General features: G+C 59.8%; 15 protein-coding genes. 11 read left to right on the forward strand and 4 right to left on the reverse strand.

What is annotated here, in order from left to right:
* Nucleotides 1-38: 38 nt before the first annotated feature.
* The 3 genes from ACT3UQ_RS14910 (at nt 39) to ACT3UQ_RS14920 (ending at nt 1,878) form a co-directional block, all read left to right on the forward strand.
* Nucleotides 39-446 (forward strand): hypothetical protein, encoded by a 408-nt coding sequence (locus tag ACT3UQ_RS14910; RefSeq protein ID WP_096288155.1) that lies wholly within the window; start codon nt 39-41, stop codon nt 444-446.
* A gap of 182 nt (nt 447-628) precedes the next feature.
* Nucleotides 629-1,309, forward strand: a complete 681-nt coding sequence (locus tag ACT3UQ_RS14915; RefSeq protein ID WP_258137771.1) for an alpha/beta fold hydrolase — start codon at nt 629-631, stop codon at nt 1,307-1,309.
* 122 nt (nt 1,310-1,431) lie between these two features.
* Complete coding sequence (locus tag ACT3UQ_RS14920; protein WP_096288159.1) at nt 1,432-1,878, forward strand: hypothetical protein; 447 nt, start codon at nt 1,432-1,434, stop codon at nt 1,876-1,878.
* An 83-nt stretch (nt 1,879-1,961) separates the two neighbouring features.
* Here the strand turns inward: ACT3UQ_RS14920 and ACT3UQ_RS14925 are convergent, their stop codons facing one another.
* Both ACT3UQ_RS14925 and ACT3UQ_RS14930 read right to left on the reverse strand, forming a co-directional pair.
* Nucleotides 1,962-3,332: a M16 family metallopeptidase gene (locus tag ACT3UQ_RS14925; RefSeq protein ID WP_374954803.1), complete on the reverse strand. Its 1,371-nt coding sequence runs from the start codon at nt 3,330-3,332 to the stop codon at nt 1,962-1,964.
* A 627-nt stretch (nt 3,333-3,959) separates the two neighbouring features.
* Nucleotides 3,960-4,451 carry an S-ribosylhomocysteine lyase gene (locus ACT3UQ_RS14930; protein ID WP_105554711.1) on the reverse strand — a complete coding sequence of 164 codons (492 nt, stop codon included), beginning with the start codon at nt 4,449-4,451 and terminating at the stop codon, nt 3,960-3,962.
* A gap of 144 nt (nt 4,452-4,595) precedes the next feature.
* On the opposite strand from ACT3UQ_RS14930, the gene ACT3UQ_RS14935 reads away from it, so the two are divergent.
* Together ACT3UQ_RS14935 and ACT3UQ_RS14940 are read left to right on the forward strand one after the other, a co-directional pair.
* Nucleotides 4,596-5,177, forward strand: a complete 582-nt coding sequence (locus tag ACT3UQ_RS14935) for a phosphorylase family protein (protein WP_444637411.1) — start codon at nt 4,596-4,598, stop codon at nt 5,175-5,177.
* A gap of 162 nt (nt 5,178-5,339) precedes the next feature.
* Nucleotides 5,340-6,212: a PaaX family transcriptional regulator gene (locus ACT3UQ_RS14940; RefSeq protein WP_105554713.1), complete on the forward strand. Its 873-nt coding sequence runs from the start codon at nt 5,340-5,342 to the stop codon at nt 6,210-6,212.
* A gap of 91 nt (nt 6,213-6,303) precedes the next feature.
* On the opposite strand, the gene ACT3UQ_RS14945 is transcribed toward ACT3UQ_RS14940, so the two are convergent.
* Nucleotides 6,304-6,723: a RidA family protein gene (locus ACT3UQ_RS14945; RefSeq protein WP_105554714.1), complete on the reverse strand. Its 420-nt coding sequence runs from the start codon at nt 6,721-6,723 to the stop codon at nt 6,304-6,306.
* A 145-nt stretch (nt 6,724-6,868) separates the two neighbouring features.
* On the opposite strand from ACT3UQ_RS14945, the gene ACT3UQ_RS14950 reads away from it, so the two are divergent.
* The 6 genes from ACT3UQ_RS14950 (at nt 6,869) to ACT3UQ_RS14975 (ending at nt 14,994) form a co-directional block, all read left to right on the forward strand.
* Nucleotides 6,869-7,729: a fumarylacetoacetate hydrolase family protein gene (locus tag ACT3UQ_RS14950; RefSeq protein ID WP_105554715.1), complete on the forward strand. Its 861-nt coding sequence runs from the start codon at nt 6,869-6,871 to the stop codon at nt 7,727-7,729.
* 41 nt (nt 7,730-7,770) lie between these two features.
* On the forward strand, nt 7,771-8,253 hold the full coding sequence (locus ACT3UQ_RS14955; RefSeq protein ID WP_105554716.1) for a cupin domain-containing protein: 483 nt from the start codon (nt 7,771-7,773) through the stop codon (nt 8,251-8,253).
* Nucleotides 8,250-9,143: an acyl-CoA thioesterase gene (locus ACT3UQ_RS14960; RefSeq protein WP_444637414.1), complete on the forward strand. Its 894-nt coding sequence runs from the start codon at nt 8,250-8,252 to the stop codon at nt 9,141-9,143. Before ACT3UQ_RS14955 ends, ACT3UQ_RS14960 begins: the two co-directional genes overlap by 4 nt.
* Before the next feature lie 34 nt (nt 9,144-9,177).
* Entirely contained in the window at nt 9,178-10,809 is a 1,632-nt protein-coding gene (locus ACT3UQ_RS14965; protein ID WP_105649287.1) for an AMP-binding protein, read from the forward strand.
* 69 nt (nt 10,810-10,878) lie between these two features.
* Nucleotides 10,879-13,269, forward strand: coding sequence for a bifunctional salicylyl-CoA 5-hydroxylase/oxidoreductase (locus ACT3UQ_RS14970; protein WP_444637416.1), 2,391 nt, complete (start codon nt 10,879-10,881; stop codon nt 13,267-13,269).
* A gap of 282 nt (nt 13,270-13,551) precedes the next feature.
* The gene (locus tag ACT3UQ_RS14975; protein ID WP_444637417.1) at nt 13,552-14,994 is read left to right on the forward strand and encodes an amino acid permease; all 1,443 of its coding nucleotides are present in this window, start codon (nt 13,552-13,554) and stop codon (nt 14,992-14,994) included.
* Between the two features lie 287 nt (nt 14,995-15,281).
* Here the strand turns inward: ACT3UQ_RS14975 and ACT3UQ_RS14980 are convergent, their stop codons facing one another.
* Nucleotides 15,282-16,934: a thiamine pyrophosphate-binding protein gene (locus tag ACT3UQ_RS14980; RefSeq protein ID WP_105569994.1), complete on the reverse strand. Its 1,653-nt coding sequence runs from the start codon at nt 16,932-16,934 to the stop codon at nt 15,282-15,284.
* Between the last annotated feature and the right edge of the window lie 83 nt (nt 16,935-17,017).

Here is a 17,017-nt window from a genome sequence, read left to right on the forward strand (position 1 = left end):
AAAATGGAAGACAGGATCTTTCTAGGAGTTGTCAAGTAATGGGGACCGTCCTGAAGCGATGGCGCGCTATCACATTCATCTTATTTGCTGTTGCTTGTGGAACTGTCGCTTGCGGTTCCGGCGATGTACCGACGTCGTTAAGCGATGAAGAGCGCTCCAGGCTCGTTGATCTGCTGGAGCAGGAAAGCTCGTGGATCGAAACGCCATCATGCCAAGTCGAAGTTTTCCGTCAGGACGCCGATACCACCTATGGCTGGGCGACTTGCGTGACCGCAGCCTCGGCACCCGATCAGGAAATAGACCAGGGGCATTCTTACCCTTTCCGTGCCGATGGCAGTGAAGTAAGCACTCCCGGTGACGGCAGCGACTATCAAAAAAACGTTGAAAAGCTCTTCCCCAAGGACCTTTGGCCGGCAATCGAGCAACACGCGGTGGGTCTGCCTTAAAGCTGCAATGCACCATTGCTCGCGATGATTGGCTATCCTTGATCCTCAGTTAACTGAATACTAGATTTTTCGTGGAATCGTCCGCGGACGGAAGGTTATGTGTGCGGCACGGTTATTTTGGACAGGTCCCGGAGTCTTTGCGCACTCGATTATCGGTGCGCGTGGCCGGCGAAGGTCCGGACGTGGTTCTCATCCACGGGTTGGGAGCTTCAAGCCGCTATTTCACTCCTCTGGCCACGGAGTTGGCCCGTGACCATCGAGTGATTGTGCCCGAGCTACCCGGGCATGGCAAAAATATGGATGATGGACGCCCAGTCAGCGTGGCACGCTTCGCCCACGAAGTGTCCCTAGCGCTGCGCACGCTCAACGTGAAAAATGCGGTGATTCTCGGGCATTCGATGGGGGCACAGGTGTCCATTGAGATTGCACGGACCCGACCCGAACTGCTCGAACACCTCATCATTGCCGCACCCGCGGTCAATGACCGGGAAGACACGCTTTTTCGTCAAGCGCGCCGTTTAATCCAAGACTTCCCTCAAGAGTGGAACGCGGTCAAGGCGATCCTGCTCGTTGACTACCTACGCTGCGGGATTCCGTGGTGGGCTAAGAGCTGCTCGGAAATGCTCGACTACTCGACCATTGATCTGTTGCGCACCGTCCCCGTTCCCGTGGATGTGGTCTGCGGTACGCAAGATTCACTTTCACCGCCTGAATTTGGGCTACGGCTGACGGCTAAGGCCCCGCAGGCGAAACTGACGGTGTTCCAGAACGCTGCTCACGGTTTTAATTACTCGCATTTCGAAGAGCTCGCTGAGCTTGTACGCAAAGCAAAAAATTCGGCTGTTTCAGCGTCAACGTGCTGACGTTCAAAAGCAAGAAGTGTATTGGCGGACTGTCCAAACCTGTATCTCCAACCCCTTGAATTAGAGTTTCGCTCGGCATAGGGTTGCCCTGAGAAACATCAACCCAGCATGTGAGGTAAGCGATGAGGCGCACTCTGCGAACATTTGCAGCAGCGGCAGCGCTTACCCTGGCAGCCACGACTCTGGCGGTTCCCGCACAGGCCTACGAGAGCTACAACATGGACAATTCTTGGGCGAAAAGCAGCGGTAAAGTATGGCGCGATGACAATCGAAGCATCGGTTTCAATCTGGCGCTCACCGATGACAATCGCGATGGCAAGTGCGTCTACTACCAATACCAGGGAGTACGCAACAATGCTCCGGATACCGGATGGTCCCGGCTGACCACCAACGTGTGTGGTGCGGGAACGACAAAATACTATCGAGACGATTCCAAGCGCGTCATTCCGTACTATTCGCTCACCGTCAACGGGTTCCGCGTGCGAGCCTGCAAGGCAATCAACAACGCTCCCGACACTTGCACCGCGGCCTCGTACGTCGCCACTCGAGGCAAATACAACAAGGGATAGCGTTTTTCCGGCACAAATGAAGGGACGCCAGGTCAAGCAACATTTAGTGCGACCTCGCGTCCCTGCAAATTCTCTGCTTGCGTTTAGCGTCCGAGCGCCTGCGCCGACTCGAATGGGCCAACCACGGTGATGGTCCGCTCCTTGGCCGCAAGCTCTTGAGCCAATGCCTGTACGTCCTTGGTGGTGACCGCGTTTACGCGGCTCAGCGCCTCATCTATGTCCTGGAATTCGCCGGTGACCATCTCGGCCCGACCCAGACGCGACATACGGCTTCCCGGGTCTTCCAGTGCCAACACCGTTCCGCCGGCGAGCTGGCCTTGGGCCTGAGCCAGCTCGGAATCGGTGATGCCGTCGCTTGCCAAACGGTCCAGCTCGGATTCGAGCAAGCCGATGACTTCCCCGGCTTTTGCCGGTGAGCAACCTGCGTACATGCCGAAGTAACCGGCATCCGTGTATGCGGCCGAGAATGAATAAGTGGAGTAGGCAAGACCGCGCTTTTCACGGATTTCTTGGAAGAGTCGTGAACTCATGCCGCCGCCGAGGACCGCGTTGAGGACCGCGAGGACCTGACGCCGGTCGTCTTGTCCGCTAATGCCAGGGCAGCCGATGATGATGCTGGCCTGCTCGACCGGACGGTTGATGACTTCTATGCCGGGTACCGAAACGATCTGTGCCGGTTCCGAAGAACGGCGAGGCTCGGGCACGGCCATGGGATCTAGGTCCCAGCCAGCCTCGGACAACGAAGTGAGCACCATGGAGCACAATTCATCATGGTTCAGCGAACCAGCTGCGGTGATGATCACTTCGCTCGGGCGGTAGTGGGCCCGGTAGTGTTCCATCACTGCCTCGCGGGAGATCTCCATGATCTCGGCCGGGGTTCCGCCTATCGGGCGAGCCAGCGGATGATCGCCCAAAACCTTGGCGACGAAGCGTTCGTGGGCGACCTCGGTGGCGTCGTCGGCGTCCATGGCAAGTTCCTCGATGATCACCCCGCGCTCCTGCTCCAGCTCCAGCGGATCGATTACCGCGGAAGTCACCATGTCCGCGATGACATCCATCGCCATCGGCAGATCAGTGTCCAGCACTCGCGCGTAGTAGCAGGTTGATTCCTTCGCCGTCGCGGCGTTCGATTCGCCACCTACCGCGTCAAAGGACTGAGCTATTTCAAGTGCGGTGCGCTTCTTGGTTCCCTTGAACAGCAGATGCTCCAAGAAATGCGTCGAGCCGTAGTGTCCGGCTTCTTCATCTCGGGATCCCACCGGGACCCAGAAACCAACGGTGGTCGAACGCTGGCCTGGCATGGCTTCGGTCAGTACACGGACGCCTCCCGGAAGAATGCTGCGGCGAACTTCCGCGCCACCTTCACCGCGGTGGACCAGCGAGGGGTCAGCCGGGTCAATCGGAGAGAACTGTTGAGCCTCTACCGAGTGCAATGGCAACGGAATCATGACCACAGAGAAACATCCTTAAATCATTGGGTCCCGGAGCCTTGGTCCGGGCAGAACATTGTCCCTATTCTCCCACAGCCCCGCAGTCGAATACGTGGAACTAGGGGCAACCTCTCAATTGCTGGCCGCGCTTCATTTTCAAGGCTTTCCGAAGATACGTCGCCTAAGCAGCCCGACTCGAAGCAACGGCAATCAAGGTCCGGCTCACCAACAGGTGAGCCGGACCTTGAGTGAAACGCATCGACAGACGGAGTTGAGAGCCAAGAACCTGCCGCTGGTTCAGCTGCTCAGCTATCGCTAGGCGTGGTCGGATCAAACGGTGGTCGAATGCTGGGACCGCCCGGGTCGGGTCGGTCAGGTGGAGTAGTCGGATCTGGAGGAGCGGCGGGAGTCGTTGGATGGTCCGGCACGTTCGGCCGCGGTGGCTCGGCAGGAGATGGCCAGCCTGGTTCTCTCGGAAAATCTGGATCGGTTGATTCCATATTATTTTCCCCTTAGCTCCGGTGAACGATTCCCCGCTATTGCGGCTATCCGTCCATTCAAATACTCCACGCAGGATATTTCAATAGCCACGAAGGGATCCGGTGCGCACAAACTAAGGCAGTGAGCAGAGAAACTATGCGATGCCGCCGGCTATGCGATGTTGGTACGGTCAAACGCGTCGAGGCTGATGCCCTGCTCCAAGATCAATTTGGCCCATTCCTTGGCCGAGTGCAGGCTGTGGTCACGGTAGTTGCCGCAGCTGACTGCCTCGGTGCCCGGAACATCATCCCAGGTGACGCGCTCTGCCAGATCTTCCAGGGAAGATTTGATCGCCGCGGCAACTTCTTCAGGCGTTGGCTCGCCCCATGCGATGAGATGGAACCCGGTACGGCAACCAAAAGGCGAGAAATCGATCAGGCCCTCGAAACGGGTACGGATCAGGCCGGCCAGCGTGTGCTCGATAGTGTGCAGGCCCGCAGTAGGGATCTCACCATGATTAGGCTGGACAAAACGGATGTCGTAGTTGGAGATGGCGTCCCCCTTGGGACCATGGTCCACCCCGATGCGACGCACGTAGGGGGCCTTGACCTTGGTGTGATCCAGGGCGAAACTTTCGACTTCGGCAAGTTCAATATCACTCATAGTTTCAGTCTATCCGCTCCCCCGTGAGCAAAATCGAAAAACTTCATCGTCCGTAACCGATAAACTCTGATGCGAACACTGGTTGCTCTTTCACCGTATTTTCCAGCCCGTGCCAAAGACTTGTTTGTTGTTGAGAGGAACCCAATGTCGGATCAGAAGACCCTGCTTGTATTCGCGCACAGTGACGAAGCCTCAGCTTTTACGGACGTACCGCATGTGGTCTCGGGGGTAGGCAAGGTCAACGCCTCGGTAGCTCTTGCCGGTGCGCTCGCCGAGGGCAACGTTGAGCGAGTAATCGTTTTGGGCACCGCCGGTGTCGTCGGCAGCGCCAACGAAGACCGCCCCAGCTTGGACACGATCTATCAGGTCACCCGATTGATCCAGCACGACTTCCCATTGGCCTCGGCCGACGTAGTGCCTGCCGGTGAGATCCTGCTGCCAGATACGCAGGCGACCATGGCCACCGGCGACGTATTTGTCAGCAATGACGAGCAGCGCACGCACATCTCCGGGCTGAACGCGGCTTTGGTGGATATGGAGGGCTACGCCTATGCCAGCATGTGCCAGCGGTTCGACGTTCCGCTGCAGATCTTCAAGGTGCCATCGGACTACGCCGACAGCGCCACCAGCATGGATGACTGGGATGCGATTGTCGTGGCCAAGAGCGTTCAGCTTCGCGAGTTCTATGATGCGCACCTGAGCTCGGCAATCGACGCCGCTAAATAATACTGAGGGCTCAAGAGCTGGGCGGTTTCGTCGGACAGGTGAGCGGCTGAACATCGGCTGCGGCCGATGAGCCGAACACCAGGCGCAATCCCGTTGCCTTGCGTTCTCTCACCTGCGGTTCGCACTAGAATCGAACCACATGCATCGAACGGAGAAAGTTTCATGACGGCACCGTCAAACGCACGTGTCAGTGCAGGAGACCTCTCTGTGCCTCGTCATCATCAGTTGATTGTCTCGCTGTTCGGACTTTATGCTCGCCAGCACGGTGGAGCGCTGCCGGTGGCCACGATCATCACGTTGATGCAGGATGTGGGAGTTGAATCAGCCGGAACTCGCTCCTCGATATCTCGGTTGAAAAAACGGGGAGTCATCGAGAGCATTCAGGTGCGAGGCCGAAGCGGGTACTCGTTGGCTGAATCGGTATTGACCACTTTCGCCGAAGGCGATGAGCGCATCTTCCATCCGCGCCGGGCCACGGCCCAAGACCGCTGGCTGCTGGCGACGTTTACCGTGCCCGAAACCCAGCGGAATATTCGGCATAAAATCCGCTCTTCGCTGGTGCGGATGGGCTTCGGTTCGGTGGTTCCAGGACTATGGATTGCCCCAGAACATGCCAAGGACGCGGCATTGGCCTATTTCTCCCGGCACGGCTTGAATGAGTATTTCGAGTTTTTCCTTGCCGAGCACATCGGCGGTGCGCAAATTCAGAAGAATCTTGATTCGTGGTGGGATCTGGACTCACTCGATCAGCTTTATTCTGAATTTTTGAACGAAAATCGCGGCAGGTTGGAAAGCTGGCGGCAACGCGTCGGCAGCGGGGACAGCAATGAGCTTGAGGCTCGGGCATTCGCAGATCATTTGATTCTGCTGACCCAGTGGCGCCGGCTCCCCTATTCCGACCCCGGGCTGCCGGCAGAACTGCTCCCAGATGGATGGAATGCGTTAAAGGCCGAGGATCTATTCCACGACCTGCACACTCTCTTGGCGCCAATGGCGGCCCGCCATGCCCAACGTGTGATCGGTGCGGAAGACTGATACAACCCGTATAAATTAACCGAGCTCCCCACGCAAGAAAAGGACCACGAAATCACCCGGTGATTTCGTGGTCCTTTGCTGTTTCTAGTGCCTAGTTGCGATCCTGAATCACCGCGACGCCCTGAATTTCGATCAGCGCTTCCTTCTGCCACAGGCGCGTGACACCAACTCCGGCCATGGCCGGGTACTCGGTGCCAGCCATTTCACGCCACAGTCGGCCAATTTCGCGGCCATTGGCCATGTAGTCATCAACGTCGGTGAGGTAAATGGTGACGCTTACCAGGTCCTCCGGGTGCCCGCCCGCTTCAACCAGAGTGGTCAGCACGTTGGAGAACACCTGCTTGAACTGCTCGACAATTCCGCCGGGAACGATATTCATATCCTTGTCCAGGGCAGTCTGTCCGCCAAGGTAGACCGTGTCTCCGGCTTTCATTCCATGGGCATAGCCAGAGGGCTTCGCCATGGAAGCCGGGTTGATCGTCTCATTGCGGTGAAGCTTGGTTTCAGTCATGTCCTGCTCCTGTTCCGGGCCAATCAAATTTGCCCCATTTGGCTCTAGCGCCATCTTTGTGATGCGTGCTACATTGAGCTTACGTGACGGCAGTAAAAAAGTCGACACATAGATTCAGTGCCGAACGACCAAGGGGAACACACTAATGAAACTCGCAACGATTCAAGCTGGAGGGAAGTCCCTGGCCGCGATCCAGGTTGCTCAGGGCTACCTCCCGCTTCCAGCCAGCAATCTCAGCGAGCTTTTGAAAGAAGAGGCTTGGTTCACCACCGCCTCCCGGATACTTGAAAATCACGGCGAGGACTCACTGATCCCAACCGACGAAGTTCAGCTGCTTAACCCGGTTCCCGCGCCCTCCAAGGTGATCTGCTGTGGCCTGAACTACGCGGATCACATCTTGGAGATGGGACGCGAACTTCCTCAATACCCCACCTTGTTCGCCAAGTTCGCCGACACCCTCACCGGCCCGGATTCGGAAATCATCAGCACCGTCTCAAGCGACGTTGATTGGGAAGCCGAACTTGCGGTAGTGATCGGAGCCGAGATCTCCAACGCCTCCGAAGAAGAAGCCACAGCCGCCATTGCCGGCTACACCGTGGCCAACGATATTTCGATGCGCGATTGGCAGCGCCGCACACTGCAATGGTTCCAAGGCAAAGCCTTCGACGGCACGACGCCGCTGGGCCCGGTGCTCGCCACTGCCGAAGAAATCGACCCGGAGATGGGCGTAGAGGTCATTTGCCGAATTAATGGCGAAGAAGTCCAACGCGGCAACACCTCAACTTTTGTCTACTCAGCGGCCCGGCTCATCGCCTACATCTCCGAATTCACCACGTTGCGTCCCGGCGACATCGTGCTGACCGGGACGCCTGGCGGAGTCGGCATGGGCATGAATCCACCACGCTTCCTCTGCGACGGAGACGAGCTCCAAACAGAAATTCCAGGAATCGGAACCCTAATAAACCGCTTCCGGCTACGCGTGGACGTTCCGGCGGCAACACATTAATAGCCAACTATCAAGCATTATTCATTTCGAAGGAGAACACCATGACTGAAGCACCAATGACCTACCGCACCGAAGGCGACAATTCGATCTACGCCTCCGAAAATGGCCAGGTCGTCCCTGTGGTCACCCGCGCCGGATCGGAAGACACCAATACCGCGCAGTCCGGGGATTGCATCCGCGTTTCGGGTGTGAGCATCCAGCACACGCCCGCCACGAAGATCTGGTTCGGTCAGGTCTCCAATGTGCCTGGCTACCGCTCCTTGCCTCATCATCACGGCGAAGCTGAAACTGGCGGCTACGTGTTGCGCGGCCATGGCCGGATCTACTTCGGCGAAAACTATGAACAGTACGCAGATATGAAGGCCGGAGACTGGGTCTTCGTCCCGCCCTTCATGCCGCATGTGGAAGCGAATATGTCGGTAACCGAGGAGCTGGTGTGGCTCACCGCGCGTACCCCGGAAAACATCGTGGTGAACTTGCCCGATGTTTCCGACGACTCGCTGGAAGGATACCGCCGAGCATGAACACCACCGCACTTTCCGAGCAAGTATTCCTCGACGCCATCGAACTCACCCAGTGCGAGGCCGAAGTCTTCGACCAGGCGTTCACCGCGGTTCCGCAGTACGTTCCATGGCCCAAGGCCTACGGCGGAGACATGGTTGCCCAAGGCGCATTGTCCCTGATGAAATCGGTGGACACCGATCGTTCCCTGCACTCGATGCACTCGTACTTCTTGCGCCCAGTGGATATGCACCAGGCGGTGCGCTACGAGGTGGAGCATTTGCGCGATGGACGCGGATATTCCACCCGTCAGGTACGCGCGTTCCAGAATGGCAAACCCGTCTTTGCGGCGTTGGGCTCTTTCCACGTCCCCGAAGACGGTGCCGAATATTCCCAGGACGCTCCGGGCGAATCGCTGGATCTAGATCCGGAAACGCTGGCAAGTGCTGCCGACGTCCTGCAGGGAGTCGAAAGCGATGCCGCCAAGTACTGGGCCGGCGGCCGGAGCTTCGATATGCGCCACGTGCCCGAGCCAATCTATCTACCCGGTGAGCGTGAAAAAACCGCCAAGCAGGCCGTGTGGATCCGCGCGTTCTCGCCCCTTCCGGATGACGCCATCATCCAGAAGTCGGCCCTGGCCTACGTCTGCGACTACACCATCTTGGAGCCGATCATGCGCAGCCTCGGGCTGAGCTGGGCAGACCAGGGTCTGGTGACGGCCAGCCTGGATCACTCCATGTGGTTCCACCGGGAAGGCCGCATGGACGATTGGGTGCTGTATGCCCAAGAAGCCGTGTCCAGCCAAAATAACCGCGGTCTGGCCCTTGGGCGTTTTTACACCCGCGAAGGAAAGCTCTTGGCCACCGTCGCCCAAGAAGGGATGATCCGCCCCGCGCGGACCACCACTGACTAGGACATCCGAACGAATCACCAAACGGAGTTGCCTTATGGAACTATCACCCTCAGCTCATGAAGATACCTTCACCCGAGACCACCTCCCTCCACGGGAGCTGTGGCCGACAATGGAATTCACCTTGCCCGAGCTGCAATACCCGGAACGGATGAATGCCGCGCAGGTCCTGATCGACCAGACCGTGGCGGATTTCGGCGCGGATCGCACCGCGCTGCTGGCTCCGGATGGCACCAGGCTTTCCTACGGCGAGTTGCAACGCCAGGCCAATCAGGTTGCCCAGGTGCTGGTCGAGGACTATGGCCTGCGTCCCGGAAACCGGGTGATGCTGCGCGGGCCGAATAATTCCTGGCTCGTCGCCTCCTGGCTTGGCGTGCTCAAGGCCGGCGGAGTAGTGGTCACCACGATGGCTGCGCTGCGTGCCGCGGAGATCAGCAAGTTGGCCGAGCTGACGCGCCCGTTGCTGCTCATCACCGATCACCGTTTCGCCGACGACGCGCGGCAGGCTAGCAACGGCGGGTATCCGGTCCTCAGCTACGGCGGCGCGGGCAACGATGACCTGGTCAAGCTGGCCGAGCGCAAATCAGGTGATTTTACTGCGGTGGATACGGCCGCCGACGATGTGGCATTGCTTGGACCGACCTCGGGCACCACCGGCGTTCCCAAGATCACCATGCATTTCCACCGCGATGTGCTGGCCAACGCGGACACCTTTGCCCGCTACATCCTCCAACCCACCCAGGATGACGTCTTTGCGGGGTCTCCCCCATTGGCATTCACCTTCGGCCTCGGTGGCCTGGTCGTATTCCCTTTCCGCTTCGGTGCCAGCTCGCTGCTGACCGAACGAGCTACACCGGTGGAACTGGCCGAGTATTCCCATCAAGCCGGTGCGACTATCTTGTTCACCGCTCCCACCGCTTATCGCGCGATCCTCAAAAACGGCAAAGAGGAGCTGCTCAAGCCGCTGCGCGTCGCGGTTTCCGCCGGGGAACATCTGCCGGCAGAAACCTGGCATCAGGTCAAGGACGCCACGGGGCTGGAATTGGTCAATGGCATTGGCGCGACCGAGCTGCTGCACGTCTTCGTTTCCGCAGCGGGTCAGGACATCAGGCCCGGCGCCACCGGCAAAGCGATTCCTGGCTTCCGAGCAACGGTCCTGGACGAAGCTGGTAACGAAGCCGCTCCGAACGAGCCAGGCCGGTTGGCGGTCATCGGGCCTACCGGATGCCGCTATCTCGATGACGAGAGGCAGCATAACTACATCTGCAACGGCTGGAATATCACCGGAGACATCTTCTACAAAGACGAAGATGGCTACTTTGTGTATCAAGCGCGCAGCGACAACATGATCGTCTCCTCCGGCTACAACATCGGTGGACCGGAGGTCGAACAGGCCCTCGACCAGCACCCGGACGTGCTGGAGAACGCCGTGATCGCCCGCCCGGATCCAAACCGCGGATCGATCGTTTGCGCCTTCGTGGTCCTCGTCGAAGGTGCCGAGGCCAGCGATGCGAAGGTCAAGGAATTGCAAGACTTCGTCAAAGCCACGATCGCACCTTACAAGTACCCGCGCGAGGTCCGTTTTGTTACGGAGCTTCCGCGCAATCCCAGCGGCAAGCTGCAGCATTTCAAGCTCCGTGAAGCGGCCAACGGATCACCGGTCGCTTAACCCCCTAATAACTTATCTGGGCCTTGCCGGCCCCCGCTCCCCTCTTTGGGGTTGTTGAAAGGACACATCATGAAAATTGCAGTTATCGGCGGAGGCCCGGGCGGACTCTACTTTGCGGCCCTGATGAAGCAGCTCGACTCGAACCACAAGGTCACCGTGTGGGAACGAAACGCAGCATCGGATACCTTCGGATTCGGCGTGGTGTTTTCCGACGAAACCCTGGGCGGCATCGGCAACGCCGACCCAGTGGTGGCCGAGTACATGTCACGGCGCTTCGCGCGCTGGAGCGATATCGACATCCACTTCCGCGACCAGATGCATACCGTAGGCGGGCAGGGCTTCGCCGCCATGAGCCGCAAGGAACTTCTCGAACTGCTGCAGCGTCGCAGCATCGAGCTGGGTGTGGATGTGCGGTTCTCCACCATGGCTCCGGACGTGGAGCAGCTCTCTGCCGAATACGATCTGGTGCTGGCCGCCGACGGGCTGAACTCCGCGGTGCGCACCAAGTACGCCCAGTCCTTCAAGCCTTCGCTGGATCCGCGCACCTCCAAGTACATGTGGCTGGGCACCGACCAGGTGTTCGAGGCCTTCAAGTTCTTCGTCAAGGAAACCGCCGCCGGTACCATGCAGATCCACGGCTACCCGTACTCCGATGAGGGCTCCACCTTCATCGTGGAGATGCACGAGGATGTCTGGCGCGCAGCCGGGTTCGACGAGACCGAGAACGAGGTTTTCGCCCCCGGTGTGAGCGATCAGAAGGCGGTGGACAAGGTCACCGAAATCTTCGCCGACGAACTGGCCGGCTACAAGGTGCTGACCAACAACTCGAAATGGATCAACTTCACCACGGTGCGCAACGAGAACTGGCGCCACGAGAACATCGTGCTGCTCGGCGACTCCGCGCATACCGCCCATTTCTCCATCGGCTCGGGAACCAAGCTCGCCATGGAGGATGCCCTGGCGCTGGCAGCCTGCCTGCACGAGCACGCGGACGTGGATCGCGCCTTGGCCGCCTATGAGACCGAACGCCGCCCGGTGGTGGAATCCACCCAGCGCGCCGCCCAGGCCTCGCTGGAGTGGTTCGAGAATATCGGCCAGTACAAGGACCAGGACCCGGTGCAGTTCTGCTTCAACCTGCTCACCCGATCCCGGCGCATCACCGCCGAAAACCTGAAGCTGCGCGATCCCGGATTCGCGCAGACCGTTGAGGCGAACTTCGCCAGGCTCAACGGGCAGCAGCACAGCGCCCCGGCTATGTTCCAGCCCTACACCCTAGGCGGCATCGAACTGGCCAACCGAGTGGTGGTCTCCTCGATGGACATGTACTCGGCCTCCGAGGGCGTCCCCGGGGAGTTCCACTTGGTGCATCTGGGTTCAAAGGCCCAGGGCGGCGCCGGGCTGGTGATGACCGAAATGGTCTGCGTTTCCGACATCGGGCGCATCACCCCGGGCTGCACCGGGCTGTACAGCGATGAACAGGCCACCGCTTGGAAGCGCATCACCGAATATGTGCATTCCAACTCGCAGGCGAAGATCGGTGCGCAGATCGGGCACTCGGGCCGCAAGGGCTCGACGAAGCTGATGTGGGAAGGCATCGACCAGCCGCTGGAAGAAGGCAACTGGGAGGTGCTGGCTCCAAGCGCGCTGCCCTACGGGGAAGGCTGCCATGTCCCCGTGGCAATGGACCGCACCCAAATGGATGAGGTCCGCCAGCAGTTCGTCGACGCCGCCCGCCGCGCCGACGCCGCCGGATTCGACGCGCTGGAAGTGCATATGGCCCACGGCTACCTGCTTTCCTCCTTCCTTTCCCCGCTGTCGAACCAGCGCACCGATGAATACGGCGGCAGCTTCGCCAACCGGCTGCGCTTCCCGCTGGAGGTACTCGACGCGGTGCGCGAGATCTGGCCGGCCGACAAGGCCTTGGGCGTACGTGTCTCGGCCACCGATTGGGCCGAGGGTGGGAACACCGATGATGATGCGGTGCTGATCTCCCAAGCCTTCATCGAGCACGGCGCCCAGTTCATCGATGTGTCTTCCGGACAGGTCGTCAAGAGCGAAAAGCCCGCCTTCGGGCGCAGCTACCAGACCCCGTTTGCGGACAAGATCCGCAACCGAGTCGCCGCCGCGGCCGGGGTGGCCGTGATCGCCGTCGGCGCGGTATCCACCTGGGATGACGCGAACTCTATCCTGTTGGCCGGCCGTGCGGATCTGATAGCGCTGGGCCGCACCCACCTGTACAACCCGCAGTGGACGCTGCAGGCCGCGGCCGAGCAGGACTACGCCGGTGCCGCGGCTCTCTGGCCGAAGCAGTACAAGGCCGGGCGCCGCAAGCCGCCAAGCGCGCGCACCGATGCGGTACGCCCTCGCCTGTCCCTGCTGCCGCAGAATCAGGAAGAGGATCTGACCCATGTGCGCTGGACCCCGGATGCAAATGCCTCGGCCCTGACAGCCAGCCACTAGGCGGCAATTAGCCAAGCAATGCCGCACTTGCCGGGTTCGCCGAACGACATCGTTCTGCGAACCCGGCAATTTCCTGCCTTAAAATCCGGCCCGGGACAGGGCCCAAGCTAGAAAATTCCCCAATCAACCGCAGAGGACTGTGCGCAACCGGCCCGAAGTGGCGTCCATTGGGCTGATTATTGGGCTGTGCATTGTTCAATCGTCCCGCCGCACGGACCCGCGGAAAACCGTGCAGTTCACCTCCCGCAGATATGTATGTTAACGACAACCACGAGGTTAAAAATGAGCTCCTCATTAGAGCGCATCAAAAATCGCGAAGCAGGGCTTTCGCGCCAATTAAGTGCCAAACAGCTAAGTATGATTGCACTGGGCGGGGCCATCGGCACCGGTCTGTTCCTAGGCAGCAAGTTCGCAATTTCCTTTGCCGGACCCAGCGTCATCATCAGCTACGCCATCGGCGGATTTATCGCGGTACTGCTGATGGGCGCACTCGCCGAAATGACGGTGGCGCACTCGACTACAGGTTCATTTGGCGCCTTCGCGGAGCACTACATCAATCCTTTCACCGGATTCATGCTCAAGTACCTGTACTGGTCGTGCATTGTTCTGGCGGTCGGCACCGAAATCACTGCGGTGGGCGACTACATGCAAATGTGGTTCCCCGAGGTGCCGCCGATCATTTGGGTTGTCGGGCTGTCGGTGCTGCTCATCGGGGTCAATATGTTTAACGTCAAAGCCTTTGGGACCTTGGAATATTGGTTCTCGGCCGTCAAAGTGTTTGCGATCGTGGCGTTCATCTTGCTGGCGGCCATATTGGTATTCGGCAAAACCGATCCTTCCTATGGTTTGGGCAACTACACCGCCGGCGAGGGATTCTTCATGGGCGGAATCCAAGGCGTATGGTTTGCGGTCGTGCTCTCGATCTTCTCCTATTTGAGCATCGAGATGATTGCGGTCGCCGCGGGCGAGGCCAAAGAGCCGGAATCGGCGGTCAAGAAGGCCTTCAAAGTTACCCTGCTGCGCTTATTTCTGTTCTATCTCCTGACCTTGTCGCTGATCTTGGCAATTGCACCGGTGGACGAGATCCTCCAAGGCGACAGCCCATTCGTCACGGTCATGCAGGTCATTGGCATTCCGTTCGCCGACTCGCTGCTGAATTTCGTGGTGATCGTGGCGGCCTTGTCAGCGATGAATTCCCAGCTATACATCTCCACGCGCATGATGTTCTCCCTCGCCCGCGCCCGGCAGGCTCCGGTTGCCCTGGGCCGTCTGCGCAAGAATGGTGCACCGGTTAATGCCTTGTTGCTCTCGGCCGCTGGAATCGCGGTGGCGACTATCATCTACGCGACGAACCCGGAGAAGGGTTTTACCCTCATGATGGCCCTGTCGATGTTCGGGGCTATGGCCACCTGGTTGCTGATCTTCCTGACTCACCTGTTCTTCCGTCGCCAGCATGCCCGCACCGGGGAACCGCTGAAGTACAAGCTTTTCTTCTACCCCCTCGGGTCGGTCCTGGGAGTCCTGCTCATGCTGGCGCTTTTGGTCACTACGCTCTTTATCGAAGAATTTAGACTCACCTTAATCTTCGGGATTCCCTTCGCGGCCGTGGTGGCCGGGTTCTACTTCCTCATGCGCAAACGCATGCGGGCCGCTCAAGAATCCGATGCATCCCATGAGGCAGCCGAAGATGAGCCAGATTCCCTCACTTCGGTAGGAGTGGGCTGACCGAACTCACCGATGAGCTGCCCGATCCCCAGGGAATGAGTTCAAAGGCGTGGGGTGGGCCGGATTTCTAAGCGCACGCCACGACTATTTTTGGCTCCGCGTGGATACTTCTTGGGACGCCATCCGGAATTTTCGCACCGTCGGAGCACCTTTCGCTCATTGGCGATAGGCAGCAGGTTCGGGTCTTGGGCCGGATGCCGAGCTCTCAGCGCTCAGCAGATTGGAGGCTCCATTTGGGTGGAAGCGGTCGAGGCGGCGGCCGCTGACCGGATACCTGAAGCGCGCCTCTAGTGCCCCTTGAACGCTTCGGCCAGCCACCAGGCCCCGCCATCCGAGGCGATCTTCGCATCGATGACCAATGGTCCCGATGGGTCCGAATCCAGCCAGCGCTTCACCTCCTGTAGATCTTGCACCGTGCGCACCGTAATGCCCGAGGCGCCGAAGCCGCGGCCCAGGGCCGCGAAGTCGGTGTCAGGGAAGACCACCGAGCTCATGTCCGGGGTTTGCCCCGACTCAGCGAAGTGGTGCACCTCGGCACCATAAGCGGCATCGTTGTAGACGATGCAGACCAGCGGCATTTTCAGCCGCACCGCGGTGTCCAGTTCGGCGATGGCCATATGGAATCCGCCGTCCCCGGTGCCCAGCACCGGCAGCCGATCGGGCCGTGCCAGCCCGGCGCCGATCGCCGTATACAGGCCAAGGCCGATGGACTGGAACGCCTGGGTAAAGCAGAAGCCATGCTCATCGGGCACCGAGAGGTACTGGCTCGGGTAGCCCATGAAGTTCCCCGAGTCGACGCTGACCACGCGCCGCTCGGGCAGGAGCTCATCCAGCGCCTTACTCAGTGTCCGCGGATCGATTGCCGACTCCGTGGAGAGATCCTCGAACTCGACCTGCTGCCAGTGGATCCGTTCGGTCAGGCGCTTGCTGATCTCGGGGGTGCGATAGCCAACACAGGCGGAGACCTTCTCGCGGCGCAGCAGCTCCAGCACGTCGCGGGCGCATTCGGCGGAGTCCCCGACCACTCCCAGGTCGATCGGGCGGTTGGCGCCCAAGGCCGGTTCATCCAGATCCACTTGGACGACCTTGGTTCGAGCGCCAATCAAATGGCCATGGCGCATGGTCCACATATTCAGGGCGCAGCCGAACCCGACGATCAGATCCGCGTCCGAGATCAGCTCGGCGGCCAGCGGCGAGGAGAAGCCGCCGGATATTCCGAGATTGAATTCATCCTCGTTGAACAAACCCTTGGCGACGGCCGAGGTAGCCACCAGTGCGCCGGTGTGGCGGGCCAGAGAACGTATTTCCTCCTTGGCGCCGCGTCCTCCGCGTCCTGCGACGAAAACCGGGCGGCTGGCGTTCTCGATCAGCACCGCCAGCGCACGGATCGAATCCCGGGAAGGACGCACCGGTTCACGGGGTATCACCTCGATCTCCTGGGTCGTTTCCGGGGCAGGCAGCACCTGGATATTCAACGGCAGATTCAGTACCACGGTGCGCCGGTCGTTGATCGCCGTGCGGTAGGCCCGGACGGTATCGGCCACGGCGCTTTGCGCACTGTGCACACGTTCGGAAACCGCGTAAACGGACGTGGCGAAAGCGTCCTGGTCCATGGCGAAATTCGAGTACACGGCGCTGGGTGCTGCCTCCGCGGCGAGGACGAGCAGCGGGGTGCGTGATTTGGCGGCCTCGCCAATTCCGGTGGCTGCGTTGGTCAACCCGCACCCCTGGTGCACGGAGACCACGCCCACCTTGCCGCTGGTGCGTGAATAGGCATCGGCCATCGTGGCCGCGCCGCCTTCGTGGCGTGCTTGGGTATAGGGCACTCCGTACTCGATCAGCGCGTTGGTGACGGCAAAGTTCCCGCTGCCCACCACGCCGAAAGCATGTCCGATACCGAGGTCCGCGAGGGTCTTGCCAACGAGTTCTGCGACGTTCATCAGGAATTCCTTAGAGGCTTGTAGTTTGTCGCTGACGGCCTGGGCGTACCTGGCCGCCAGCGGTTCCGGGCAACAGCCCACGC

The sequence above is a fragment of the Glutamicibacter sp. AOP12-B1-11 genome, assembly GCF_052379245.1.
Taxonomy (GTDB): Bacteria; Actinomycetota; Actinomycetes; order Actinomycetales; family Micrococcaceae; genus Glutamicibacter.